Here is a 23,593-nt window from a genome sequence, read left to right on the forward strand (position 1 = left end):
CCCGACCCGTTGAGAAGTGAAAAAGGTAGCATGAGCAATATTCCCAACTGGAACAGCTGGCCTGGGCGAGATACACCTATGATGCCCATGACGACTATGCCCGCCAAGCCACCCCGTTCCCTGTCGCATCGCCGGATGATCGACGATCTCGGTGCGCTGCGGGCGTTCGTCGCGGTCGTCGAGGCGGGCAGCTTCTCGGCGGCCGGGCGCCGGCTGCGCGTGGTGCCGTCCACGATATCGAAGCATGTCGCGGAACTGGAAAGCCGGGTCAGCGGCCAGCTCGTGATCCGATCGACCAAGCGGCTCTCGATCACCGAGCTTGGCAGCCGCTTCTACGACCGTTGTCTCTCCATCCTGCACGAGGTGGAGGAGACCGAGAACGAGATCGGCGAATATAATGCCGAGCCGCAGGGGCTTCTGCGCGTGTCGGCGGCGACCGTCTTCACGACGCGTCACATGACGCCGATCCTCGTCCGCTTCCTCCGCAAATATCCGAAGGTCCGGCTCGACATCTCGTTGTCGACCAGCGCGGAGGACATCGTCGCCGACGGGATCGACGTCGCGATCCGGATCAGCAACAATCTCGATCCCGGTCTGATCGCGCTCAAGCTCGCGCCGAACATGCGGGTCTACTGCGCCGCGCCCGACTATCTGGCGCGGCACGGCACGCCGGGCAGCCTGGCCGATCTCGCCGGCCACAACTGCCTGGTCGTGCGCGGCGTGACCCAATCGGCGCGCTGGCCGCAGCGGCTGGCGGACGGCTCGATCGAGCAGGTGGCGGTCTCGGGCTCGTTCGTGTCGGACAATGGCGATCTCGTTCGCCAGGCGCTGCTGGAAGGGCTGGGGATCGGCCATCTCGCCCGCTTCATGGTGGACGAGCATATCCGCAGCGGCGAACTGGTCGAGCTGTTTCCCGAGAGCCGCGAGCCGGCGAGCAACATCTATGCGGTCTATGCGAAGCGGAAGAACCTGCCGCTCAAGACGCGCGCCTTCCTGGACCATCTGCGCGCCGAGTTCGCCACGCCGCCATCCTGGGCGGCCGCCTGATCGCCGCCGTCAGTAGACCCCGCCCGGGGTGACGGCGGGTGGCGGCGTGGCGGCCCTGAAGCGCGCCGCCAGGGTCTCGGCGCCGCGTGCGAGCAGGGTCACGTCGGTGCCGACCGCGACGAACGTGGCGCCAAGCGCCAGATAGCGGCGCGACAGGGCTTCGTCGGCCATCAACATGCCGGGTGCCTTGCCGGCGGCGAGGATGGTGGCGATCGCCTCCTCGATCGCGCGCTGCACCTCGGCATGGCCGGGCGACCCGAGATGGCCGAGCGAGGCCGCGAGATCGGACGGGCCGACGAACACGCCGTCCACACCATCCGTCCGCGCGATCGCGTCCAGATCGTCCAGGCCGGCGCGGCTCTCGACCTGCAGCAGCAGGCAGATTTCCTCGCTCGCCTCATGCAGATAGTTCGGCGTCCGGTTCCACCGCGCCGCGCGCCCGATCGCCGAGCCCACCCCGCGCACGCCGTGGGGCGGATAGCGGGTCGCCCGCACCAGCTCCGCCGCCTGCTCGCCCGTTTCGACCATCGGGATCAGCAGCGTGCGCGCCCCGATGTCGAGCGCCTGCTTGATGAGCACGCTGTCGCCGACCGGCAGCCGCACCACCGGCTCGACCGGATAAGCGGCGACCGCCTGGAGTTGGGCCAGCAGCAGCGGCAGGTCGTTGGGCGCATGCTCGCCGTCGAACAGCAGCCAGTCGAACCCCGCGCCCGCGCAGATCTCCGCCGTATAGGCGTTGGCGAGCGCCTGCCACAAACCGATCTGCGCCCGCCCTTCGCGCAGGGCCTGCTTGAACGGGTTCACGCGAAATGCACCGAGATGCTGCCGAGCGGGCCGTAATCGGCGTGGAAATTGTCGCCGGGGCGGGCGTGGACGAAGCTGGTGAAGGAGCCGCCCAGAACGATCTCGCCGGGCTCCAGCGCCTCGCCATAATCGTGGAGCCGGTGGGCGAGCCAGGCGGGGCCGTTGGCGGGGTGGTTGAGCACGCCGGCGGCGAGCCCCGTCTCCTCGATCACGCCGTTGCGGTACAGGATCGCGCCCACCCAGCGCAGATCCACCGCATCCGGCCGCACCGGCCTTCCGCCCATGACGATGCCGGCATTGGCGGCGTTGTCCGAAATGGTATCCAGCACCTTCCGCATCCGGCCGTTCGCCTGCACCCGCTGGATCCGCGAGTCGATGATCTCCAGCGCGGGCACCACATAATCGGTGGCGTTCAGCACGTCGAATATCGTGACGTTCGGCCCTTCCAGCCTGCGCGACAGCACGAACGCCAGCTCCACCTCCACGCGCGGCTCGATGAAGCGGTCGGTCGGTATGTCGTGGCCGTCGCGGAACAGCATGTTGTCCAGCAGCAGACCCGAATCGGGCTCGGTGATGTTGACCGAACGCTGCATCGCGCGGCTCGTGAGGCCGATCTTGCGGCCGACCGGCTTGAGGCCGGATGCGAGCTTCAGCTTCATCCACGCGCGCTGGATCGCGTATGCATCGGCCATGTCCATGTCGGGAAAGCGTTCGCTGATCTGCTGGATCTGCACCTTGTCGCGTTCGGCCCGGTCCAGCTCGGCCGCCATCGCGGTGACGTCGGCTTCATCCATGCCCTTCACTTATCCTCTCGTTCGAGCGAACACCCGCCTGCGGCTCCTCGCCAATCGGCGCAGTGGCAACAATCGGCGGTTTGGAAAAGCCATCGTGCGGGATCGGCAACTTTCACAGCGACAGGATGCCGGCAAGGGGGATGATGCTGGACGAGGAGGATAGATCCGGATTCGCGCCTTGCCAAAATCAGGTGTGCACAGCTTCTCAAATTGGACGAACCGTCTATATTCTGCCCGACGAGACGCGCGAGCGCGCTGCCGACGGAGAGATCCCGATGACCTATCTTTGCAACTGCTGGTACATGGCGGCATGGGCGGACGAAGTTCCCGCGGACGGCGTGCTGGCGCGACGATATCTGGAGGAGCCGGTCGTCCTGTTCCGGGACGGCGAGGGCCATGCACGCGCCGTGTTCGATCGATGCCCGCACCGCTTCGTTCCGCTGAGCAAGGGCCGGATCGTCGATGGTGCGATCACCTGCGGTTATCACGGCATCGCCTTCGACGGCGAGGGACGGTGCGTCCTCAATCCGCACGGGCCAATCCTGAAGGGCATGGCCGTCAGGCATTATCCGATCGTCGAGGCGTATCGCGCGTTGTGGATCTGGATGGGTGAGCCGGCCGCCGCCGACCCTTCGTCTCTCCGCGACCTCTCTTATCTCAGCGACGCGCCGGAGACGGCGTTCAGCAAAGGCTATGTCTGCGGCAACGGCAATTACGAGCTGTTCGTCGACAACATCCTCGATCTCACCCATGCCGATTTCCTCCACCCGACCACGCTGGGCGGCGGCTCCTTCACGCGGACGCGCGCGAAGGTGGTCGAGACCGACGACCGGCTGACGATCCGGTGGGATGCGCTCGACGAGGTGCCGACGCCGCTCCAGCAATCGATGCGCGGGCTCGGCCCCGACGATCGCCTCGATACGCGCACCAATGTCGAATGGTCGGCGCCCGCGATCATGAGCCTGGCGACGGCGACCGCGCCGGTGGGAACGCCGTTCGACGGCACCTACCCGATGATCAACGTCCACATCATGACGCCCGAGACCGCGCGCACGACGCATTACTTCTTCGCCTCCAGCCGTACCTTCGCCGTCGACGATGCCGCGCTCAACGAGCGTTTCGCCGAGATGCGCAACTGGATCTTTGCGACCGAGGACAAGCCGATGATCGATGCCCAGCACGATCGGATGGGCGGTCGGGATTTCTGGGAACTCGACCCCATCCTCCTGCGGATCGACGAGGGCGCGGTGCGTGTCCGCCGCAAGCTGGCCAGGATGATCGCCGCCGAGGGTGGACGTGCGACCGAGGCGCGCGAGGCCGTCGCGCTGCATGGATAAGAGCCGCGCGAGCCCGCTCCACCTGATGCTGGTCGAGCCGCCCGACGAGGTCGAGGTCGCGGAGGGCAGGCGGCGGAGCCGCACGCGCGACAGCCTGCTCGCGGCGGCCGAGCGGCTGCTGTTCGGCCGGTCCATCGAGCAGGTCTCGGTCGACGAGATCATCGCCGCGGCAGGCATCGCGAAGGGGACGTTCTACAATCATTTCGAGGACAAGGCGGCGCTGCATCTGGCGGTCACGCGCCGCGTGCGCGCGGCGCTGCGCGGCGAGATCCTGGCGGGGACGGCGGAGGTGACGGACGACGCGCGGCGCATGGCGCGGTCCTTCTGCATCGCGCTCGCCTACCGCTGGAAAGAGCCGCAGCGCGCGCGCTTCCTCGTCTCCAACCAGTTCGCGTTCAATGCGGTGCGCGGCCCCCTCAATCAGGGGATCGCCGGTTTCGTCGCGGCGGGCGTGGCTTCCGGACGCTTCGTGCTGGCGACGACCGAAAGCGGCATCCTGCTGATGTACGGCCTGCTCAACGCCGCCTACGCCCAGGCCGGCTACGATGCCGATCCGTTCGCCAGCATCGCGCGCGCCCAGCAGTTGACCGCGATCCTGCTGCGCGGCCTCGGCCTCCCGCTCGACGAGGCCGATCGCCTCGCCGCGCAGGAGGTGGACCACATCATCCGCCCGATCTTCGACTGAGCGTCAGGCGGCGGGCGCCGCCGTACTTGCATTCACCTTGAAGCGCGCGCCGTAATGATCGGGCGCCAGCCGCGCGCCGGCGCCCGAGAACTTCTCGCGCATCGTGCCGGGCGCATATTCGGTCTTGTAATAACCCCGATCCTGCAACTCCGGCACGACGAGATCGACGAAGGCGGTCAGGTTCTGCGGATCGACCGTGCGGACCAGGTTGAAGCCGTCTATGCCGGTTTCGTCGACCCACTTCACGATCGTGTCGCACACCGAAGCCGTCGACCCGACGATGAACGCCTCGCGTCCGGGAATGCCGGCGAAGCGGCCGAGATCGCGCACGCGCACCTTCTCACCCTTGTTGAACTTGGTCATCGCATCCAGGATCGACTGGATCGCGTTGCCCTCGACATGCTCGATCGACTCGTCCGGGTCATATTTGGACAGATCGATGCCGATCCAGGAGGAGACCATCGCCAGGTTGCCAGGCGTATCGCTATACTCCTCATACTGGCGTTCCAGGTCGCGCGCTTCGGCTTCGGTCGGCGCGACGATCACCGTGGCGGCGTTGAACACCTTGACGCTGTCGGGCGCGCGGCCGGCCGCGACCGCCGCCTTCCGGTAGCCGTCGGTGACGTGCCTGGCGAACGCCATGTCGCTGGAGGAGAGAAATGCGGCCTCGGCGTGCTTGCCGGCGAAGGCGATGCCCTTGCCCGAGGCGCCGGCCGAGTAGAGGAACGGCGTCCGCTGCAGCGATGGCTCACACGGGTGGATGGCGTCGCACGCGTAGGTCTCGCCGGCATGGTGGATGCGGTGGACCTTGGCCGGATCGGTGAAGATGCGCGCCTGCTTGTCGCGCAGGACGGCATCGTCCTCCCAGCTGCCTTCCCAGAGCTTGTAGACGAGGTCCATATACTCGTCCGCCATGTCGTAGCGGCGATCGTGGGGCACCGGCTCGCGACCCATCGCGGCCGCCACCGATTCGAGGATGCCGGTGACGATGTTCCAGCTTACCCGGCCCTTGGTGAGATGATCGAGCGTGGAGAAGCGCCGGGCGAGCAGATAGGGCGGCTCGTAGATGGTGTTGGCCGTGACGCCGAAGCAGAGATGCCGCGTCACCGCCGCCATCGCCGGGATCAGCAGCATGGGATCGTTGATCGGGAACATCGTGCCGGAACGCATCACCGCATCCGGGCGACCTTCGTAGACGTCGTTCGCGCCGAGGCCGTCGGCCAGGAAGATGCCGTCGATCAGCCCACGCTCGGCGGTTTTGGCCAGGTCCGTCCAGAACTCCAGATCGTTGTAATGCTGCCCGTTGGCATTCGGGTGCGCCCACAGGCCGGCCCACGACTGTGCCGGCGTCGCCATGTAAAAGGCGTTGGTCATGATCTGCTTGGCCATGCGATCCTCTCCCGCTTTTGGTAGGGCGCAGCATACGATCCTTGAGTTTGGCATCAAACTCTCGATCGGGAATGTTGGTGTTGCCGGATAGGCTGCCTTCGTTAAGCCGGTTGGGGATGCGAAGGGAGGGCCATGGCCAAAGCCGGGAAAGCAGAGCCGCTCGATCTGGGCGACGTCGACAGGTCGGTCGCTTACTATCTCAGCATCGCGGACGGCCTGTGCCTGCAGACGTTCCTGACTATGGTGGGCGGCCGCGCGCGCAACGCCCGCTACATCATCCTGTCGCTGATCCGGCAGAATCCCGGCGTCACGCAGGTGGAACTCGGCAGCACCAACTTCCGCGACAAGTCATCCATGTCGCCGATCATCGCCGGGTTCGTGGCCGACGGGATCGTGCGGCGCGAGCGGATCAGCCGGGCCGGTCGCCCCGCCATGGCCCTGTTCCTGACCGGCAAGGGCGAGGCGCTGCTCGGGGAATTGCAGCCGATCGCCGAGGATCATATCGCCCGGATGATCGGCATCATGGGCGAGAGCGATCACGCGTCGCTGATCGCGCTGCTTCGCAAGCTCTCGCTGGGGCTGGCCGATCTGACGGACGAACTCGCCCGTGGCCGGGCCGCCGCCTCACAATGAGCGGACGGCGGTATCTTCAGGGCGGATCGGCCGATCGGATCGGTATCCGCCAGCGCGTTCAGTCCACGCCTTCCAGTCGCGGGCCGACATAGCCGGTCTGGCCCGCCTCGGCGCCCAGCGTCAGGATCGGGCCGTCCATCTTCTCCTGCCAGATCAGCGATTCCATGCCGATCTGGAACGGGTGATCCTGGATGGTCAGCACCGTCGATCCCTCCTCGCCCGCGCCATGGGCGTGCTCCGACCATGCCGGTGCCGACAGCATCAGGTCGCCCGCGCGCCAATCGTAGCGCTGGCCATCGACGATGCTCATCCCGCTGCCCCGGAAATGATAGTTGCAGGCGGTCGACGTATGCTTGTGCCCACGCGCCGGGGGCAGGCGCTCCACGCCCGGCGCCCATGACGCCAGGGTCGCGAAGAAGCTGTGCGTGGTGCCGTTCCGACGGCCGGTCGCCGGATTGTACAGCAGCATGATCGTGCGCTTGCCGTCGCCCTCGACCGTGGTCAGGTAAGGCTCGGTCTCGGCGAACGGCCAGACCAGCGCCTTGTTCTCGACCACCTCGATGTCGGTCAGGAACTCGTAGCCACGGAAGCGCGCGCCGTCTTCCAGGATCGCGTGGTCGGGCGCGGTGGAACGCCTGAACCGCACCTCGCCAGACACGCCGTTCACGCTGGTGAACGGGGGCCGCGATTCGGCTGCGTCGGAATAATGGATGCCCAGCTTCTCCAGCACGGGGACGTTCGAGTAGCTGAGCCAGGCCATGACGTCGTCGCCATCGTTGCGGTACTGGCGGCGGATCATCGTCGGGCACGTCCAGACGCTCCACCGCGCGATCGGCAGCTTCTGTTCGCCGATCAGCGCGTGGCCGGTGCCGCCGATCGCGAACTCGACGCGGTTGGCGTTGTCGCGTGGCAGGACGACGCTCTCGCCAGGACGCAGCACGTTGATCGAGATGCCGAGGCCCGGCGCCACGCCGAGGCCGGGCTCGGTCGCCTGCGGATGGATGATGTCGGCGGCGCGCCGCCCGCCCGCCGGAACCGCCAGGCAGGACAGGCGGGCGATCTCCTCCTCGATCCGCTCGCGCGGGATCAGCAGCGGCTTCCAGCTCCTTGGCTCCTCGGGCCGGGGCAGGCCGCTCGCATCCCGGAATGTCGCCTCTTGGCTTGCGTCGCCCATCATCCTGTCCCGTCCATGCCTGTCCGTCCGCCACCCGCGCCGGCGAACTTAGATACTCCCGTGAATGTAAGTGAGGCGCCCGGCGTGGTCAAGCAGGCGTTCGTGCAGGTCCGCCGGGAGGAGGGGCGGTGGCCGGCTTGCCCGACGTCGCGCCTCAAGCCGCGTGCTTGTGCTCGGCCAGCCGGCGCTTCGGAGATAGATCGACGCTGCGACCTACCGCTCCCTCGTCGCGACAGGTCCAATCGGAAGAAGATTTGCTGTCGTCGCCGGGCAGGATGATCTTTCCCGATTGGAACAGGGTTTTCACGCGATCCGACATGCGCGTCATTTTCGAAGTGTCGATCGTCCGTCTATGCTGGGCGGGCACGATATCGGTGCGATATCGGCAGGGTTACTTTCGGGCACGGAGACAAGCGGGTGCGTGACGACGATCATTTCTACGAGCCGCATCTGGGGCATGGAATGGCGCACGATCCGATGCCCGCCATGATCGCGCCACGCCCGATCGGCTGGGTCTCGACCCGGTCGGCGGATGGTGTCCGCAATCTGGCGCCGTTCAGTTTCTTCAACATGTTCAACTACAAGCCGCCCCTGATCGGATTCTGTTCGAACGGCGAGAAGGACAGCGTCCTCAACGCGCGGGAAACGGGCGTGTTCGCGTGGAACCTCGCCACGCGGCAACTTGCCCACGCGATGAACATGTCCTCCTCGGTCGTCCCGCGGGACGTCGACGAGTTCGAGCTGGCCGGCCTCACGCCCGCGCCGTGCCGCATCGTCGACGCGCCGCGCGTCGCCGAGAGCCCGGTCTGCCTGGAATGTCGCGTCACCCAGATCATCAAGCTCGTCGACGAGAATGGCGGACCGACGATCTCGAACCTTGTGATGGGGCAGGTGGTCGGCATCCACATCGCGCGCGACCTGATCGTCGACGGCGTGTACCAGACGACCAAGGCCGTTCCGATCACGCGCGGTGGCGGCACCGGCACCTATTTCGAGATCACTGGGGATGCCGCGTTCGAGATGCCGCGCCCGGCCTGATCCACGGCGGCGACGCCCGCGAGACCCGGGCGGCGCGTGTCGCCGCCCCGATCGCGCGGGCGTCAGGCGTCAGGCGTAGTAGCGGTCGAGCACCGCGAACCGTCCGGTCCGGCCCGGCGGCGTCGCAAGGGGCTTGTGCCGCATCTGCATGGCCGGCCCCGCCGCGCCCTCGAACTGCGGCCAGGATGGCAGGCCGTCGCCGTTCGGATCGGCATCCCGCGCGAAGTTGATCCAGTAGCGCGCGACGATGTCGCCAAGCGCCCGGTCCGCGTCGGTCCAGTTCCAGCCATAGGCGTCGAACGTGCCGAACAGATGCGGCATCTCGGCCCCATGCACCGCGCCGAGCCGCCGCTCGATATAGCGGCCCTCGGGGATCGGCTGCGGCTGCGCCCATTCATAATAATAGACGGGAGCGGTGCCGTGATCGTGCGCCAGCCTGGCCCATGTCCAGTTCTGCCAGCCGAACACCCGATCGGCGATGAGATCGCCGCTGGCGATCGCGGCGGATGCGTCGTCCGAAGCGGAATAGGCCTGCAGCGCCGCGTCGCCATTCTCGCCCATGTCGGCGGCCACATAGCCGCGGAAGGCGGACAGGTCGTTGATCGACGGCAGGCCGCTGGCATCGTCCAGCGCCGATCCGGTCAGCAACGGCACGTCATTGTGGCGACCGGCGGCGATGATCGCGCCGGGCGTGTCGGGCAGGGCATGGCCATCGACGATCGGGTACATCGTATCGGCTGCGCCTTCGCCCAGCGCGCCGCCCAGAGCCTCCATCACCCACGGCCCCGGCTCGTTCGGGATCGGCGCAGACAGGATCGCCTCCACCGGCAGGGCGCGCAGGGCTGCGAGATCCGTTACGCCGAGCGCGTCGCTGACCTGCATGCCACGCCGTTCGGCCGCTTCCAGCGTCAGCAGGCGATCGAACAGGCCGCTGCTTGCCGTCGCGCGGGGGCCGAGAAAGCCGCCGCTGCTGGCGATCACGCGGTGGAACAGCCCCTTCGACAGCGGCGAGGCCATGTGCAGCGAGCAGCTGGCGGAGCCCGCCGACAGGCCGACGATCGTCACGTTGCCGGCATCCCCGCCGAAGGCCGCGATATTGTCCCGCACCCATTGCAGCGCGGCGACCTGATCCATGAAGCCGTAATTGCCCGACGCGCCGTGCGCGCTCTCAGCCGACAGCCAGGGATGCGCGAGGAAGCCGAAGCGGCCGAGCCGGTAGTTGACGGTGACGACCACCGCGCCGCGCGCGGCCAGCCGCGCACCGTCGAACACATGTCCGCCGCCCGGCCCCGCCGTGCCTGCCGACGATCCGAAGATGAAGGCGCCCAGGTGGAACCACACCATCACCGGCCGCTTCTCGCCGGCGTCCGCCGCGTCGGTCCAGACGTTCAGCGTCAGGCAGTCCTCGCTCTGCGGCGGGGTGCCGGGATGGTAGAGCGAATTGTCGGCCGGCAGCGGCTGATGCGCGACGCCGGAGAAGCTGTCCGCCGTGAAGGTGCCGCTCCACGACGCCGCCGGCTGCGGCGGCTTCCAGCGCAACGGGCCGACCGGCGGCGCGGCATAGGGTATGCCGAGGAAGGCGGTTCCGGTCTCCGTCGTCACGCCGGCGATCTCACCCTGGGCGACGATGGTGCGCTCGATCATGGCCTCTCCTTCGGCCCGGTCGTTTGCCGGGCCTGCTCAAACCAAAGAAGCGGGTTCCGCGACGGCTCCGGCCTCAGGCCGGCATCCGCCGCAGTCCGTCCTGCACCAGCAACGGCAGCGTCCGGTCCACGAAGCGGCGGATGCCGTCCTCGAAGCCGACCCAGCCGAGCAGCACGCCGTCGATACCGGCCGACGAGAGCAGCTTCAGCCGCTCGGCGATCCGGTCGGCGGTGCCGACCAGCTCGAACCCGCCGTTGCCCGCCTTGAAGCGGAAGCGGAGGTCTTCCATCACGTTTTTCGGCATGAGCTGGGTGTGCATGCCCTGCAGCTCCATCCAGCCGTCCAGCGCGCGATCGTCGCCATGTTCGACGGCGTAATAATGGAGATAGTCGCGCGCTTCCTGCTCGGTCTCGCCCTGCACCACGTAGGCGAAGGTCCACACCTGCAGGTCGCGGCCATAGTCCTCGCGCGCGGTGCGGCGGTAGAGGTCGACCTCGGCGCGGATCTGCTCGGGATCCTCCGACTTCACGATCACGAACGCCATGTCCGCATATTTGGCCGCGAAATGCCGCCCGCGTTCGGAGCCGCCGGCGTTCATGATCGGCGGGAACGGCTTCTGCATCGGCTTCGGCAAGCTGATGCCGCGCTTGATCGAATAGTAAGCGCCATCGAAATCGAACGCCTCATCCTCGGTCCACAGGCGGCGCAGGATGTCGATCCACTCGGCGGCCTGGTCGTAGCGATCGTGATGATCGCGCATGGCCGCGCCGAACATGTCGAGTTCCGGCTTGTTCCAGCCGGCGACCACGTTCAGGCCGAAGCGCCCGCCCGAGATCAGGTCGATCGTCGCGCACTGCTTGGCGGCGACAAGAGGGTGCACCGTAGGCACGTGCGATGTGGTGAACACGCCGCTGCGGCTCGTCACCTGCGTCGTCGCCGCCGCCCAGGTGTAGCAATCCATGGCGAGCCCCGATCGGTGCCCGGGCTGCTCCTCGATGAAGCCGCGCCAGCGCGCGTAGGGCACGTTGGCTTCGAACCCGGCCTCGTCGGCGATCCGGGAGGTGGCGACCGATTCCGGCCAGCGCGCGTTCGGCGCCTCGGGCACGCTCGTCATGCTGATCCCGATGCCGTTCAGGCCGAACAGGCCCAGCTTCAACCTGTTGTCGTTGAAGAGTGGGTTGGTCTCCGCCCTGGGATCGTCCTTCCAGCTTTTCATCCGGTCCTCTCGCATTATCGTAGCGGCGACAGTGCAGCAGGGAGCGGGCGGCAAGCAACGCATGCGAGGCAGAACTGGTATTCCAGAACGGAAAGAATGACGTTCAACGACGAAGCCGTGGAAACTGCCATACAGCTGAAGAGGGTGTTCCAGAACGGAAACAGTGAATTGCGCCGAGCGACCTACATCCGGCGGTTCGGCCGGCATACAGGACCGAACAAAGGTACGGGGGTGAGGATCGTATGCGCCTGGCAACATGCCGTCATGAGGGAAAGCGCTGGCTGGCGCGCGCCGAAGGGGATGAGCTCGTCCTCTTGCCCATCGAGCATGGCGACAGCCTGCGCGCCCTGCTCGCCGCCGATAGGCTGGACGCGCTGCGATCGTCGACAGGCGAACGGGTCGATCATGCGCAGGTCGAGTTTCTCCCGCCCATCCACGATGCGGACAAGATCTTCTGCGTCGGCCTCAACTATCGCGGACATCTGACCGAGACGGGCACGCCGCTGCCGACGCACCCCTCGCTGTTCATGCGCTTCAACTCCAGCCAGGTGGGGCATGAGCAGCCGGTGATCGCGCCGTCGATATCCACCGAGTTCGACTATGAAGGCGAGCTCGCGGTAGTGATCGGCCGCACCGCGTGGCGGGTGCCGGCGGAACGGGCGATGGAGCATGTCGCCGGCTACAGCTGCTTCGCCGAAAACTCCGTGCGCGATTTCCAGATGCATTCGCGGCAGGCCACGCCCGGCAAGAACTTCCTCATGAGCGGCGCCTTCGGCCCCTGGCTGACCACCGCCGACGAGGTGCCCGATCCCGCCGCGCTGCGGCTGACGAGCCGGCTGAACGGGGAGGTCGTGCAGGACGAGAGCGTATCCGCCCTCGTCTTCGACATCCCGGCGCTCATCGCCTATATCAGCAGCTTCACCGTCCTGCTCCCCGGCGACGTGATCTCCACCGGCACGCCCGACGGTGTCGGCTTTCTCCGCGATCCGAAGGTCTGGCTGAAGCCCGGCGATCTGTTCGAGGTGGATATTCCCGGCGTCGGCCTGCTGCGCAATCGCGTCGCCGACGAGACCGGCATCGCCGGCGGGGTGGCCGCGTGAGCGGGGCCTCGCCGCCGCTGCTGTGGCTGACCGAGGCGCAGGTCGCCGCGCTGGTCGAGGTGAACGACGCGCTGGAGGCGCTGCGCGTGGGTCTGGCCGAGGAGGCGGACGGCGCCGCCAAGGCGATCGACAAGGCGCTCGGCACGTTCCCCGGTGGCGCGCTGCATGCGCTGGGCTCGATGATGCCGCGACGCGGCTACGGCGGCTACAAGACCTGGGCGCACACCACCGGCGGCGCCACCGCCATCTTCTCGCTGTTCGATCTCGCCAACGGCCGCCTGCTCTCGGTGCTGGAGGCGGCGACGCTGGGGCAGATCCGCACCTCGGCGGTGTCCGGCCTCGGCGCGGACCTGCTGTCGTCGCCGGACGCCGACGAGGTCGCCCTGGTCGGCACCGGCGCGCAGGCGCTCACCCAGATCGCCGCGATCGCCGCCGTGCGGCCGCTGAAGCGCCTGCGCGTCTTCAGCCGCACGCCGGACAAGCGCGCCGCCTTCGTCGGGAAGGCGCGTGCGGCCTTCGGCTTCGAGGTGGCGGACTGCGGCACGCTGGAGGAGGCGGTCGCGGGCGCGCCGATCGTCACGCTCATCACCCGCACGGTCGAGCCGTTTCTCGAGGCGGACATGCTGGCGCCCGGCGCGCTCATCATCGCGGCAGGCGCGATCCTGCCCGCCAATGCCGAGTGCAAGCCCGACGTGCTGGCGCGTAGCGGCCGCTTCGTGGTCGACAGCATCGGCAACGCGCAATCCTCGTCTCGCGAACTGCGCGAGCATTTCGGCACCGATCCGGGCGCCTGGTCGCAGGTGCGCACGCTCGGCACGGTGATCCGCGACGGCGCCGATGCGCCGGACGACACGCGGTTCACCTTCTTCAAGCCGACCGGCATGGGCCTGTCCGACCTGTCCGTCGCGATCATGGCCTATGAGCGCGCGCGCGACGCCGACATCGGGCTCGCCATCGATCAGCCGGTTCGGGCCGCGCCCAGGTGGCGCGCGGCCGGCGCCTAGCGACAGATCAGCAGGAGCATCAGCCATGGAAGCGCGAGCCCAATTCGTCGACGTCAGCGGCAAGGCACCCGAAGCGCCGGAGGTCTGGCCGTCGATCGTCATCACCCGAGAGGAGATCGAGGCCGAGGTCGAGCGTCTCGCCAACGCGCCGAAACCGGCCAACGGCGTTCGCTCGACCAATCTCGTCCACCCGCTGGCCAAGGCGCCGGGCCTGGGTCTGGCGCCCGGCATCGACGCGCGCATCGAGGTGTTGAACCCCGGCGAGCACGCGCTGGTGCGCCGCGCGAACAGCAATGCCGTGGGCACCTGCATCCGCGGCACGGGACGTGCCCGGATCGGCGGCGCCACGATCGACTTCACCGCGCACGACGTGTGGAACGTGCCGTCGATGCACCCCGTCATCTACGAGAATGACGGCGACGACATCCAGGCGCGTCTGATCTTCTCGAACCAGCCGATGCTGGAGAAGCAACTCGTCCACTATGCCGAGCAGGCGACCGACGAGGACAGTTCGGAACGGTGGTTCGCCGCCGCCGAGGCCGCGATCCCGGACGGTCCGCGCGCCAAGGACAGCGCGCCCGTGGTGCCGATCGGCGGCGGCGCCTTCCTGATGCCCTACGAGCATCTGGTCGATCCGGACACCGTCACCAACGCGGCGCTGCACTGGCCGTGGGAGGTCGTCGAGCCGAGGCTGAAGGCGGTCCGTGCGATCGGCGACGGCTATACCGGCCGCCGGCTTTACATCCTCTACAATCCCGCGACCGAGCGGCGCAACGGCACCACTCACAGCTTCTTCGCGTCGATCGCCTCCTACCCCGGCAACGTCGTCGATCGCCCCCACCGCCACAGTTCGGCGGCGATCAACTACTGGTTCGGCGGATCGGGCCGCAGCACCGTCGACGGGCAGAAGCTCACGTGGAAGGCGGGCGATCTGATGCTGTCGGCGCCGGGCTGGTCGGTGCACAATCACGCCTCCGGCCCTGACGGCTTCTACTCGCTCACCATTCAGGATCACCCGCTGATGATCGCGCAGGAATCGCTGATCTGGCAGGAGACGATGAAGGATCCGATCAAGAATCTTGGAACGCAGATCGGCTTCCAGACCAACATCGCCGATCTGGTCAACAGCTGATGGCCGACATTCGCCCCCTCTCGCTGGAGCAGATCGATCCGGCGCTGCGCGCGACGCTGCAACCCACGGTCGACCGGCTCGGTTATTTCGGCGCTTTCTTCCAATATGGCGGGCATGTGCCGGACGTGCTCACCGGCTTCATGAAGTATAGCGGTACGCTGAAGGCCGCCTTGCCGGACGACCTCAACGAGACGATCGCGCTCACCGTCTGTGCGCAGCTGGATTTCGCCTATGAGCGTATCCAGCATGAGCGGCTGTCGCTGAAGCTCGGCTTCGCGAAGGACTGGGTGGCGCTGCTCGTCGGCCGACCGTCCCATGCCGCGCTCACCTCCGCGCAGCGGGCCGCGCGCGACCTGGCGCTGGCGATCGCCGGCAGCCGACCCGAACAGGCGCGCGATGCGCTCGGCCGGCTGGCGGCGGAGCAGGGCGAGGCGCAGGCGATGGCCGCGCTGTTCCAGGCGAGCCGCTTCGCCTCGATATGCATGGTCGGCAAGGTGCTGGACATGCAGCTGCCGGTGCCGTCGATCTTCGCGGACGATACGGGCGCCTGAACGCGGGCGTTCGGGGTTCGACACGGAACAGCACGATCGTTTCGTCCTCGGTCGCGCTGGCCATGCGAAAAGCGGATGGATCGTCGGTCGTTCCATGCGCCAGCTGAGAGCGTTCGTATCTCGCGGGCGAGAACGCTGCCGCCCTTCGGGGCTTCAGCCGGCTTCGTCAGCCCGTCTTAGCGTGTCGGGCCAATGATGATAGCTGTTGACCATGCAGCTACGCCTTCTCGAATATCTGGTGGCTCTCGCGCGCGAGCGGCATTTCGCGCGCGCGGCGGAGGCGTGCCACGTATCGCAGCCGACCCTGTCGGCTGGCCTCGTGGCGCTGGAGGAGGAGCTGGGCAAGCGGCTGGTCGATCGGGAGCGGCGCTTCATCGGGCTGACGGCGGCGGGCGAGGCCGTGCTGCCGTGGGCGCAACAGGTGATCGCCGCCTGTCGCGGGCTGAGCGCCGCCGCCAGTGAGACGAAGGGCGCGCTGCGCGGCGAGCTGCGGCTCGGGTCGATCCCCGCCGCGCTGCCGGTCGCCGGCGAGTTCGCGCGGGCGCTTGCGCGGCTGCATCCGGCGGTGAAGCTGTCGATCCGCTCCTGCACCTCGCGGGAGATCGCGCATGGCCTCGCCGCGTTCGAGCTGGATGCGGGCGTCACCTATACCGCGCACGAGCCGCCGCCCCATGTCATCGCCGTGCCGCTGTACGAGGAGCGGATGCACTTCGTGACGCGCGACGACGGGCGCGTGCCAGCCAGCATCGGCTGGGCGGAGGCCATGGCGCAGCGGCTGTGCCTGCTCCACCAGGGCATGCAGAACCGGCGCATCCTGGATGCGTGGCTGGCGGAACGCGGGCTCTCGGCGCATCCCTGCGCCACCGCCGACAGCTATGTCGCCCTGCTGGCGCTGGTCGGCGCGGGCTATTGCGCCACGATCATGCCGGACAGCTATGTGCCGCTGCTGTCGCCATGGGCCCGCGCGATCCCGTTCGACGAGCCGATGCCGCCAAGCCCGATCGGGCTGGTCGTGTCGGAACGGGCGCCACTCGGCCCGCTCGCGTCGGCCGCGCTGGTGACGGCCGAGAGGATGCGGACAGGCTGATAGACGGAGCCTATCACTTATCGTCTCAATCGATTTGACCGCGACGACCGCCGCGCCCGATATTCCGACAGATGAACGGCACTGCGAGGACATGATCGGACAGGAGCCCATCGGGGAGGTGGTGACGCGGCAGGCGGCCCGGCTCGACGGGCGGCGCGGCGCGTTGCTGCCGCTGCTGCACGCGATCCAGCGCGAGATCGGCCATGTGCCGGACGAGGCGGTGCCGCACGTCGCGAGCGCGTTGAACCTCAGCCGGGCCGAGGTGCACGGCGTCGTCAGCTTCTATCATGATTTCCGGCGTCGGCCGGCCGGCGCCCACGTGGTGAAGCTGTGCCGAGCCGAGGCGTGCCAGGCGCGCGGCGGGGCCGCGATCGAGCGGGCGGCGGCGCACCGGCTGGGCGTGGCGATGGGCGCGACGCGGGCGGACGGTCAGGTGACGCTGGAGGCGATCTACTGCCTCGGCCTGTGCGCGACCGGGCCGAACGCGCTGGTGGACGGGCGGCCCGTCTCGCGGATCGATGTCGATGGGGTGGAGCGCATCGCCGCCGAGGTGGGGGCATGACGCGCGTCTTCGTTTCGGGCGACATGGCGTCGGTGGCGCTCGGCGCCGATGCGGTCGCGGCCGCCCTGGCGCGCGCGGGGGCCGAGGTGGTGCGGACCGGCAGCCGGGGGCTGTTCCGCATCGAGCCGCTGGTCGAGGTGCAGACGGCGGAGGGGCGCATCGGCTTCGGGCCGGTCGCGCCGGAAGACGTCGCGGCGGTGCTCGACGGCAGTCATCCCAACCGGCTCGGCGACGTGGCGGCCCTGCCGTTCTTCGCGAGCCAGCAGCGATTCACCTTCTCGCGCTGCGGTCTCGTCGATCCGCTCAGCCTTGACGATTATGCCGCGCATGGCGGCTGGGCGGGGCTGGATGCCGCGCGCGCCCTGCCGCCCCAGCAGGTCGTCGATGTGGTGAAGGCATCGGGCCTGCGCGGGCGCGGCGGCGCCGGCTTCCCGACGGGGATCAAGTGGCAGACGGTGCTGTCGGCGGCGGCCGACGAGAAGTTCATCGTCTGCAACGCCGACGAGGGCGACAGCGGCACCTTCGCCGATCGGATGCTGATGGAGGGCGACCCCTACTGCCTGATCGAGGGCATGGCGATCGCGGCGCATGCGGTGGGCGCGACCCATGGCTATGTCTACATCCGCTCCGAATATCCGTTCGCGATCCGGGTGATGGAGGAGGCGATCCGCCGCGCCGCGCACCGGATCGCCCCGTTCGCGCTGGAGGTGCGGGAGGGGGCGGGCGCCTATGTGTGCGGCGAGGAGACCGCGCTGCTCGATTCGATCGAGGGCAAGCGCGGGCAGGTGCGGGCCAAGCCGCCGCTGCCGGCGGTGAGCGGTCTGTTCGGCAAACCAACCGTGATCAACAACGTGCTCTCGCTGGCGGCGGTGCCGTTCATCCTGGCCGAGGGAGCCGGGCGCTACGCGGCGGTCGGCTTCGGGCGGTCGCGCGGCACGATGCCGGTGCAGCTTGCCGGAAACGTGCGCAACGGCGGGCTGTACGAGATCGGCTTCGGCGTGACGCTCGGCGAACTGGTCAACGACATCGGCGGCGGCACGGAGAGCGGGCGGCCGGTGCGCGCGGTGCAGGTGGGCGGGCCGCTCGGCGCCTACTTCCCCCCTTCCATGTTTCACCTGCCGTTCGATTACGAGGCGTTCGCCGCCGCCGGCGGACTGATCGGCCATGCCGGCATCACCGTGTTCGACGATACGGTCGACATGGCGCGGATGGCGCGTTTCGCGATGGAGTTCTGCGCGGTGGAGAGCTGCGGCAAATGCACGCCGTGCCGCATCGGATCGACCCGGGGGGTGGAGACGATCGACCGGATCATGGCGGGAGGCCGCGGTGGCGACCGGCTGGAGGCGATGCCGCAGATCCGCAACGCAAAGGGCGCGGCGAAGACGGTTGGCGACGAGATCGGGCTGCTGCGTGATCTGTGCGACACGATGAAATATGGCTCGCTGTGCGCGCTGGGCGGGTTCACGCCCTATCCGGTGCTGAGCGCGCTCGATCATTTTCCCGAGGATTTCGGGCTGGGTGCGGTATCATCCCGGCCGGCCGAGGCGGCGGAGTAAGCGGTATGGCATGGATCGGCGAGATCGACCTTGGCACCAAGCCAGCGCCCGTATCCGCGATGACGCTGGTGAGCCTAACCATCGACGGGCAGGCGGTCGAGGTGCCGGAAGGTACATCGGTGATGCGCGCCGCCGCCCTGATGGGCACGACGATCCCCAAATTGTGCGCGTCCGACAATCTGGAGGCGTTCGGATCGTGCCGCCTCTGCCTGATCGAGGTGGAGGGCCGCGCGGGCTACCCCGCCTCGTGCACCACGCCGGTGGTGCCCGGCATGGTGGTGCGCACGCAGACCGAGCGGCTGAAGCAGCTGCGGCGCGGGGTTATGGAGCTGTATATCTCCGATCATCCGCTCGATTGCCTCACCTGCCCGGCGAACGGCGACTGCGAGTTGCAGGATCAGGCCGGTGCGGTGGGCCTGCGCGACGTGCGCTACGGCTATGGCGGCGCCGGCCATCTCGCGGCGGACAAGGACCGGACCAACCCCTATTTCGATTTCGATCCGACCAAGTGCATCGTCTGCTCGCGCTGCGTGCGGGCGTGCGACGAGGTGCAGGGCACCTTCGCGCTGACGGTGCAGGGGCGGGGCTTCGATTCGGTGATCGCGGCGAGCCAGGACGAAGGCTTCCTCGCCTCCGAATGCGTATCCTGCGGCGCGTGCGTGCAGGCATGCCCGACATCGGCGCTGATCGAGAAGAAAGTGGTGGAGGTTGGCACCCCCGACCGCGCCGTCGTCACCACCTGCGCCTATTGCGGCGTCGGCTGCACCTTCCGCGCCGAGATGCGGGGCGAGGAACTGGTGCGGATGGTGCCGTGGAAGGACGGCAAGGCCAATCGCGGGCATAGCTGCGTGAAGGGCCGCTTCGCCTGGGGCTATGCCAACCACAGGGAACGCGTGCTCAACCCGATGATCCGCGCCAGCGTGGACCAGCCGTGGCAGGAGGTGAGCTGGGAGACGGCGATCGGCCATGTCGCGGCCGAGTTCCGCCGGATACAGGCCCGGTACGGCACGCGCAGCGTCGGCGGGATCACCTCCAGCCGCTGCACCAACGAGGAGACGTTCCTCGTGCAGAAGCTGATCCGGCAGGGCTTCGGCAACAACAATGTCGACACCTGCGCGCGCGTCTGCCACTCGCCGACCGGCTACGGCCTGAAGACGACGTTCGGAACGTCGGCCGGCACGCAGGATTTCGACAGCGTGCAGTTCGCCGACGTGATGCTGGTGATCGGCGCGAACCCGACCGATGGCCATCCGGTATTCGCCAGCCGGATGAAGCGGCGGCTCAGGCAGGGGGCGCGCCTGATCGTGATCGATCCGCGTCGCATCGATCTGGTGAAGACGCCGCATGTGGTGGCCGACCATCACCTCGCCCTGCGCCCCGGCACCAACGTGGCGGTGCTGACGGCGATGGCGCATGTGATCGTGACCGAGGGGCTTACCGATGAGGATTATGTCCGCCAGCGCTGCGACTGGGACGAATATGCCGATTGGGCGGCGTTCGTCTCGCAGCCCGAACGCTCGCCCGAGGCGACCGAGGCGCTCACCCGCGTGCCGGCCGGGTCGCTGCGCGCGGCGGCGCGGCTCTACGCCACCGGCGGCAATGCTGCGATCTATTATGGTCTCGGCGTGACCGAACATTCGCAGGGCTCGTCCACCGTCATGGCGATCGCCAACCTGGCGATGGCGACGGGCAATGTCGGGCGCGAGGGCGTGGGCGTGAACCCCCTGCGCGGGCAGAACAACGTGCAGGGCGCCTGCGACATGGGCAGCTTCCCGCACGAGTTTCCCGGCTACCGCCATGTCTCGGACGATGCCACGCGCGGCCTGTTCGAGCAGGCGTGGGGCGTATCGCTCGATGCGGAGCCGGGCCTGCGCATCCCCAACATGCTCGATGCCGCCACCGACGGCGCGTTCAAGGCGCTGTTCGTGCAGGGCGAGGACATCCTCCAGTCCGATCCGAACACCCAGCATGTCGCGGCCGGCCTCGCCGCGATGGAATGCGTGGTGGTGCAGGACCTGTTCCTCAACGAGACGGCCAACTACGCCCACGTCTTCCTGCCCGGATCGACCTTTCTGGAGAAGGACGGCACCTTCACCAATGCCGAGCGGCGCATCCAGCGCGTGCGCAAGGTGATGGAACCGCGCAACGGCCATGCCGACTGGGAGATCGTCCAGCTGGTCGCCAACGCGATGGGGCTGGGGTGGAACTATGCCCATCCGTCCGAGATCATGGACGAGGTGGCGCGGCTGACGCCGACCTTTGCCGGCGTGAGCTACGCCGCGCTCGAACGGCAGGGGTCGCTGCAATGGCCGGCGAACGCGATGACGCCGGACGGCACGCCGACGATGCACGTCGAAGCCTTCGCCAGCGGCAAGGGCCATTTCGTCGTGACCGACTATGTGCCGACCGACGAGAAGACCGGCCCGCGCTTCCCGCTGCTGCTGACCACCGGCCGTATCCTCAGCCACTATAATGTCGGCGCGCAGACCCGGCGGACCGACAATGTCGCGTGGCACCCCGAGGACCGGCTGGAGATCCACCCCCACGATGCCGAGAATCGCGGTCTCAACGATGGCCAGTGGGTCACGCTCCGCAGCCGGGCCGGCGAGACGACGCTGCGCGCGCTGGTGACGGAGCGGGTGGCGCCGGGCGTCGTCTACACAACGTTCCACCACCCGACGACGCAGGCGAACGTCATCACCACCGATTTCTCCGACTGGGCCACCAATTGCCCGGAATATAAGGTGACGGCGGTGCAGGTATCGGCGTCCAACGGGCCGTCCGACTGGCAGCAGAGCTATGAGGCGCAGGCCGCGATCAGCCGCCGGGTCGAACGGCCGCTTGCGGCGGAGTGAGGCGGCGGTGATGTCCACCGAGCAGCGGCTGGCCTATATGGCCGACCAGATCGCGCGCAATTTCGCGGCGCTGGGGCACGAGCGCGCGATCACCGCGACGGCGGACCATATCGCAAGCTTCTGGGATCCGCGGATGAAGCGGCTCGCCTTTGCCCTGCTCGACGGAGAGCGGCCTTCGTGGCTGACGACGGCGGCGGCCTCCGCCCTCCATCTGCTGCGTTCGCGCGGCGCGCCGCCACCGCAGACGCCGGCGACCGAGTTCAACCATGCCGGCGAGATCGGCCATTCCGACGCCGGCTGAGCCGCGTCCGTACCGGAGGGCTCAGGCGCCGAGCGGCGCGATCACGGCGGCGGCGGCGGCGGCGAGGTCCGCCGGGTCCAGGCGGAGCTGCAGGCCGCGCTGGCCACCGTTCACGTACACGAACGGCTCGCGCGCGGCGGCCGCGTCAAGGAAGGTGCGCACCGGCTTCTTCTGGCCGATCGGGCTGATGCCGCCCACCTTGTAGCCGGTCAGCCGCTCCGCCTCGGGCGGCGGCATCATCCCGGCGGACTTGCCGCCCGCCGCCGCCGCCAGCCGCTTCATCGAGAGGGACAGGTCCGCGGCCAGGATCGCGCAGGCGGGCTTGCCGTCGATCCGCACCATCAGCGTCTTCAGCACGCGCGAGGGGTGTTCGCCCAGCGCCTCTGCGGCGGCGAGGCCGATGCTGTCGGCGCCGGGATCATACTCGTAACGATGCGTCGAAAAGGCGATGCCGGCGGCGGCGAGGGCGCGCGTCGCCGGCGTCTCGCCCGCCATCTGTCAGGCGCGCTCGATGCACATGGCGATGCCCATGCCGCCGCCGATGCACAGGGTGACGAGGCCCTTCTTGGCGTCGCGCTTGCCCATCTCGTAGATCAGCGTCGTCAGCACGCGCGCGCCGGACGCGCCGATCGGATGGCCGATCGCGATCGCGCCGCCGTTGACGTTCACCTTCTCCGCATCCCAGCCAAGCTCCTTGCCGACGGACAGCGCCTGCGCGGCGAACGCCTCGTTCGCTTCGATCAGATCGAGATCGTCGATCGTCCAGCCAGCCTTCTCCAGCGCCTTGCGGCTGGCCGGCACCGGGCCGATGCCCATATAGGCCGGATCGACGCCGGCGGTGGCCCAGGACTTCACCGTCGCCAGCACCGGGCTGCCGCGGCGGGCGGCCTCCTCCGCCGACATCAGCACCAGGGCGGCGGCGCCGTCGTTGATGCCGCTGGCATTGGCGGCCGTGACCGAACCGTCCTTGCGGAAGGCGGGCTTCAGCTTCGTCATCGCATCGATCGTCGCGCCCTCGCGGATATATTCGTCCGCCTCCACGATCGTGTCGCCCTTGCGGCCCTTCACCGTCACCGGCGCGATCTCGTCGCGGAAGCGGCCGGCGGCGCGGGCGGCCTCGGCCTTGTTCTGGCTGGCGACGGCGAAGCGATCCTGCTCGTCGCGCGTCACCTGATAGCGTTCGGCCAGATTCTCGGCGGTGATGCCCATGTGGTAATTGTTGAACGCATCGGTCAGGCCGTCGCTCAGCATCGTATCGGCGAGGCTGACGGCGCCCATCTTCTGCCCCGCGCGCAGCGCCTGGGCGTGCTGCGCCATCGACATGCTCTCCTGCCCGCCGGCGACGACGATGGCGGCGTCGCCCGTCTTGATCGCCTGCGCCGCCAGCGCCACCGCGCGCAGGCCGGAGCCGCAGACCTGATTAATGCCGAAGGCGGTCGCCTCCTGCGGGATGCCGGCGTTGATCGCCGCCTGCCGGGCCGGGTTCTGCCCCTGGCCGGCGGTGAGCACCTGGCCGAGCACCACCTCGTCCACGTCGGCCGCCGCGACGCCCGCCTGGGCGAGCGCCGCCTCAATCGCGACGCGGCCCAGCTCGTGAGCCGGCACGCTGGCGAAGGCGCCGAGGAAGCTGCCGACCGGCGTGCGCTTGGCGGCGGTGATGACGACGTCGGACATGATGATTCTC

At 68.4% G+C, this 23,593-nt stretch carries 23 protein-coding genes; 14 read left to right on the forward strand and 9 right to left on the reverse strand.

Annotation, left to right across the window (positions count from 1 at the left end):
• The first annotated feature begins 135 nt into the window (after positions 1 to 135).
• Positions 136 to 1,047: a LysR family transcriptional regulator gene (locus tag GNT64_RS00160; protein ID WP_231639152.1), complete on the forward strand. Its 912-nt coding sequence runs from the start codon at positions 136 to 138 to the stop codon at positions 1,045 to 1,047.
• Positions 1,048 to 1,056: 9 nt separating this feature from the next.
• Here GNT64_RS00160 and hpaI read toward each other — a convergent pair whose 3' ends face one another.
• Positions 1,057 to 1,851, reverse strand: a complete 795-nt coding sequence (hpaI, locus tag GNT64_RS00165) for a 4-hydroxy-2-oxoheptanedioate aldolase (protein ID WP_156677697.1) — start codon at positions 1,849 to 1,851, stop codon at positions 1,057 to 1,059.
• Positions 1,848 to 2,645 carry a 2-oxo-hept-4-ene-1,7-dioate hydratase gene (gene hpaH, locus GNT64_RS00170; RefSeq protein WP_156677698.1) on the reverse strand — a complete coding sequence of 266 codons (798 nt, stop codon included), beginning with the start codon at positions 2,643 to 2,645 and terminating at the stop codon, positions 1,848 to 1,850. The genes hpaI and hpaH overlap by 4 nt, the downstream gene beginning before the upstream one ends.
• Positions 2,646 to 2,920: 275 nt before the next feature.
• On the opposite strand from hpaH, the gene GNT64_RS00175 reads away from it, so the two are divergent.
• A complete protein-coding gene (locus GNT64_RS00175) occupies positions 2,921 to 3,982 on the forward strand; it encodes an aromatic ring-hydroxylating oxygenase subunit alpha (RefSeq protein WP_197277198.1) in 1,062 nt (353 codons plus the stop codon).
• Positions 3,975 to 4,667 (forward strand): TetR/AcrR family transcriptional regulator, encoded by a 693-nt coding sequence (locus tag GNT64_RS00180; protein WP_156677700.1) that lies wholly within the window; start codon positions 3,975 to 3,977, stop codon positions 4,665 to 4,667. Before GNT64_RS00175 ends, GNT64_RS00180 begins: the two co-directional genes overlap by 8 nt.
• Positions 4,668 to 4,670: 3 nt before the next feature.
• Here the strand turns inward: GNT64_RS00180 and GNT64_RS00185 are convergent, their stop codons facing one another.
• The gene (locus GNT64_RS00185; protein ID WP_156677701.1) at positions 4,671 to 6,056 is read right to left on the reverse strand and encodes an LLM class flavin-dependent oxidoreductase; all 1,386 of its coding nucleotides are present in this window, start codon (positions 6,054 to 6,056) and stop codon (positions 4,671 to 4,673) included.
• Between the two features lie 132 nt (positions 6,057 to 6,188).
• Here GNT64_RS00185 and GNT64_RS00190 point away from each other — a divergent pair, with 132 nt between their 5' ends.
• Complete coding sequence (locus GNT64_RS00190) at positions 6,189 to 6,689, forward strand: MarR family winged helix-turn-helix transcriptional regulator (RefSeq protein WP_156677702.1); 501 nt, start codon at positions 6,189 to 6,191, stop codon at positions 6,687 to 6,689.
• Between the two features lie 58 nt (positions 6,690 to 6,747).
• Here GNT64_RS00190 and GNT64_RS00195 read toward each other — a convergent pair whose 3' ends face one another.
• Positions 6,748 to 7,866 carry a cupin domain-containing protein gene (locus GNT64_RS00195; protein ID WP_197277199.1) on the reverse strand — a complete coding sequence of 373 codons (1,119 nt, stop codon included), beginning with the start codon at positions 7,864 to 7,866 and terminating at the stop codon, positions 6,748 to 6,750.
• Between the two features lie 151 nt (positions 7,867 to 8,017).
• Entirely contained in the window at positions 8,018 to 8,191 is a 174-nt protein-coding gene (locus tag GNT64_RS00200) for a hypothetical protein (RefSeq protein WP_156677703.1), read from the reverse strand.
• A gap of 134 nt (positions 8,192 to 8,325) precedes the next feature.
• Here GNT64_RS00200 and GNT64_RS00205 point away from each other — a divergent pair, with 134 nt between their 5' ends.
• Positions 8,326 to 8,901, forward strand: coding sequence for a flavin reductase family protein (locus tag GNT64_RS00205; RefSeq protein ID WP_156681330.1), 576 nt, complete (start codon positions 8,326 to 8,328; stop codon positions 8,899 to 8,901).
• A gap of 69 nt (positions 8,902 to 8,970) precedes the next feature.
• Here GNT64_RS00205 and GNT64_RS00210 read toward each other — a convergent pair whose 3' ends face one another.
• Complete coding sequence (locus tag GNT64_RS00210; RefSeq protein WP_156677704.1) at positions 8,971 to 10,545, reverse strand: carboxylesterase/lipase family protein; 1,575 nt, start codon at positions 10,543 to 10,545, stop codon at positions 8,971 to 8,973.
• Positions 10,546 to 10,618: 73 nt separating this feature from the next.
• Complete coding sequence (locus GNT64_RS00215; protein WP_156677705.1) at positions 10,619 to 11,761, reverse strand: LLM class flavin-dependent oxidoreductase; 1,143 nt, start codon at positions 11,759 to 11,761, stop codon at positions 10,619 to 10,621.
• Between the two features lie 314 nt (positions 11,762 to 12,075).
• Between GNT64_RS00215 and GNT64_RS00220 the strand changes: the two genes are divergently transcribed.
• The 9 genes from GNT64_RS00220 (at position 12,076) to GNT64_RS00260 (ending at position 21,909) form a co-directional block, all read left to right on the forward strand.
• Positions 12,076 to 12,861, forward strand: coding sequence for a fumarylacetoacetate hydrolase family protein (locus GNT64_RS00220; RefSeq protein WP_231639154.1), 786 nt, complete (start codon positions 12,076 to 12,078; stop codon positions 12,859 to 12,861).
• Positions 12,858 to 13,865, forward strand: coding sequence for an ornithine cyclodeaminase family protein (locus GNT64_RS00225; RefSeq protein WP_197277200.1), 1,008 nt, complete (start codon positions 12,858 to 12,860; stop codon positions 13,863 to 13,865). Before GNT64_RS00220 ends, GNT64_RS00225 begins: the two co-directional genes overlap by 4 nt.
• A gap of 25 nt (positions 13,866 to 13,890) precedes the next feature.
• Complete coding sequence (locus tag GNT64_RS00230) at positions 13,891 to 14,997, forward strand: cupin domain-containing protein (protein WP_156677707.1); 1,107 nt, start codon at positions 13,891 to 13,893, stop codon at positions 14,995 to 14,997.
• Positions 14,997 to 15,548, forward strand: a complete 552-nt coding sequence (locus tag GNT64_RS00235; protein ID WP_156677708.1) for a carboxymuconolactone decarboxylase family protein — start codon at positions 14,997 to 14,999, stop codon at positions 15,546 to 15,548. The genes GNT64_RS00230 and GNT64_RS00235 overlap by 1 nt, the downstream gene beginning before the upstream one ends.
• A gap of 211 nt (positions 15,549 to 15,759) precedes the next feature.
• Positions 15,760 to 16,635, forward strand: a complete 876-nt coding sequence (locus GNT64_RS00240) for a LysR family transcriptional regulator (RefSeq protein ID WP_156677709.1) — start codon at positions 15,760 to 15,762, stop codon at positions 16,633 to 16,635.
• A gap of 91 nt (positions 16,636 to 16,726) precedes the next feature.
• On the forward strand, positions 16,727 to 17,197 hold the full coding sequence (locus tag GNT64_RS00245) for a formate dehydrogenase subunit gamma (RefSeq protein ID WP_156681332.1): 471 nt from the start codon (positions 16,727 to 16,729) through the stop codon (positions 17,195 to 17,197).
• The gene (locus tag GNT64_RS00250) at positions 17,194 to 18,753 is read left to right on the forward strand and encodes an NADH-ubiquinone oxidoreductase-F iron-sulfur binding region domain-containing protein (RefSeq protein ID WP_156677710.1); all 1,560 of its coding nucleotides are present in this window, start codon (positions 17,194 to 17,196) and stop codon (positions 18,751 to 18,753) included. The genes GNT64_RS00245 and GNT64_RS00250 overlap by 4 nt, the downstream gene beginning before the upstream one ends.
• Before the next feature lie 5 nt (positions 18,754 to 18,758).
• Positions 18,759 to 21,608 carry a formate dehydrogenase subunit alpha gene (gene fdhF, locus GNT64_RS00255; RefSeq protein WP_156677711.1) on the forward strand — a complete coding sequence of 950 codons (2,850 nt, stop codon included), beginning with the start codon at positions 18,759 to 18,761 and terminating at the stop codon, positions 21,606 to 21,608.
• A gap of 10 nt (positions 21,609 to 21,618) precedes the next feature.
• The gene (locus tag GNT64_RS00260; RefSeq protein ID WP_231639155.1) at positions 21,619 to 21,909 is read left to right on the forward strand and encodes a formate dehydrogenase subunit delta; all 291 of its coding nucleotides are present in this window, start codon (positions 21,619 to 21,621) and stop codon (positions 21,907 to 21,909) included.
• Between the two features lie 21 nt (positions 21,910 to 21,930).
• On the opposite strand, the gene ybaK is transcribed toward GNT64_RS00260, so the two are convergent.
• Both ybaK and GNT64_RS00270 read right to left on the reverse strand, forming a co-directional pair.
• On the reverse strand, positions 21,931 to 22,404 hold the full coding sequence (ybaK, locus tag GNT64_RS00265; protein ID WP_156677713.1) for a Cys-tRNA(Pro) deacylase: 474 nt from the start codon (positions 22,402 to 22,404) through the stop codon (positions 21,931 to 21,933).
• Positions 22,405 to 22,407: 3 nt separating this feature from the next.
• Complete coding sequence (locus GNT64_RS00270; RefSeq protein WP_156677714.1) at positions 22,408 to 23,583, reverse strand: acetyl-CoA C-acetyltransferase; 1,176 nt, start codon at positions 23,581 to 23,583, stop codon at positions 22,408 to 22,410.
• Positions 23,584 to 23,593: the final 10 nt, after the last annotated feature.

The organism is Sphingomonas profundi (assembly GCF_009739515.1).
Taxonomy (GTDB): domain Bacteria; phylum Pseudomonadota; class Alphaproteobacteria; order Sphingomonadales; family Sphingomonadaceae; genus Alterirhizorhabdus; species Alterirhizorhabdus profundi.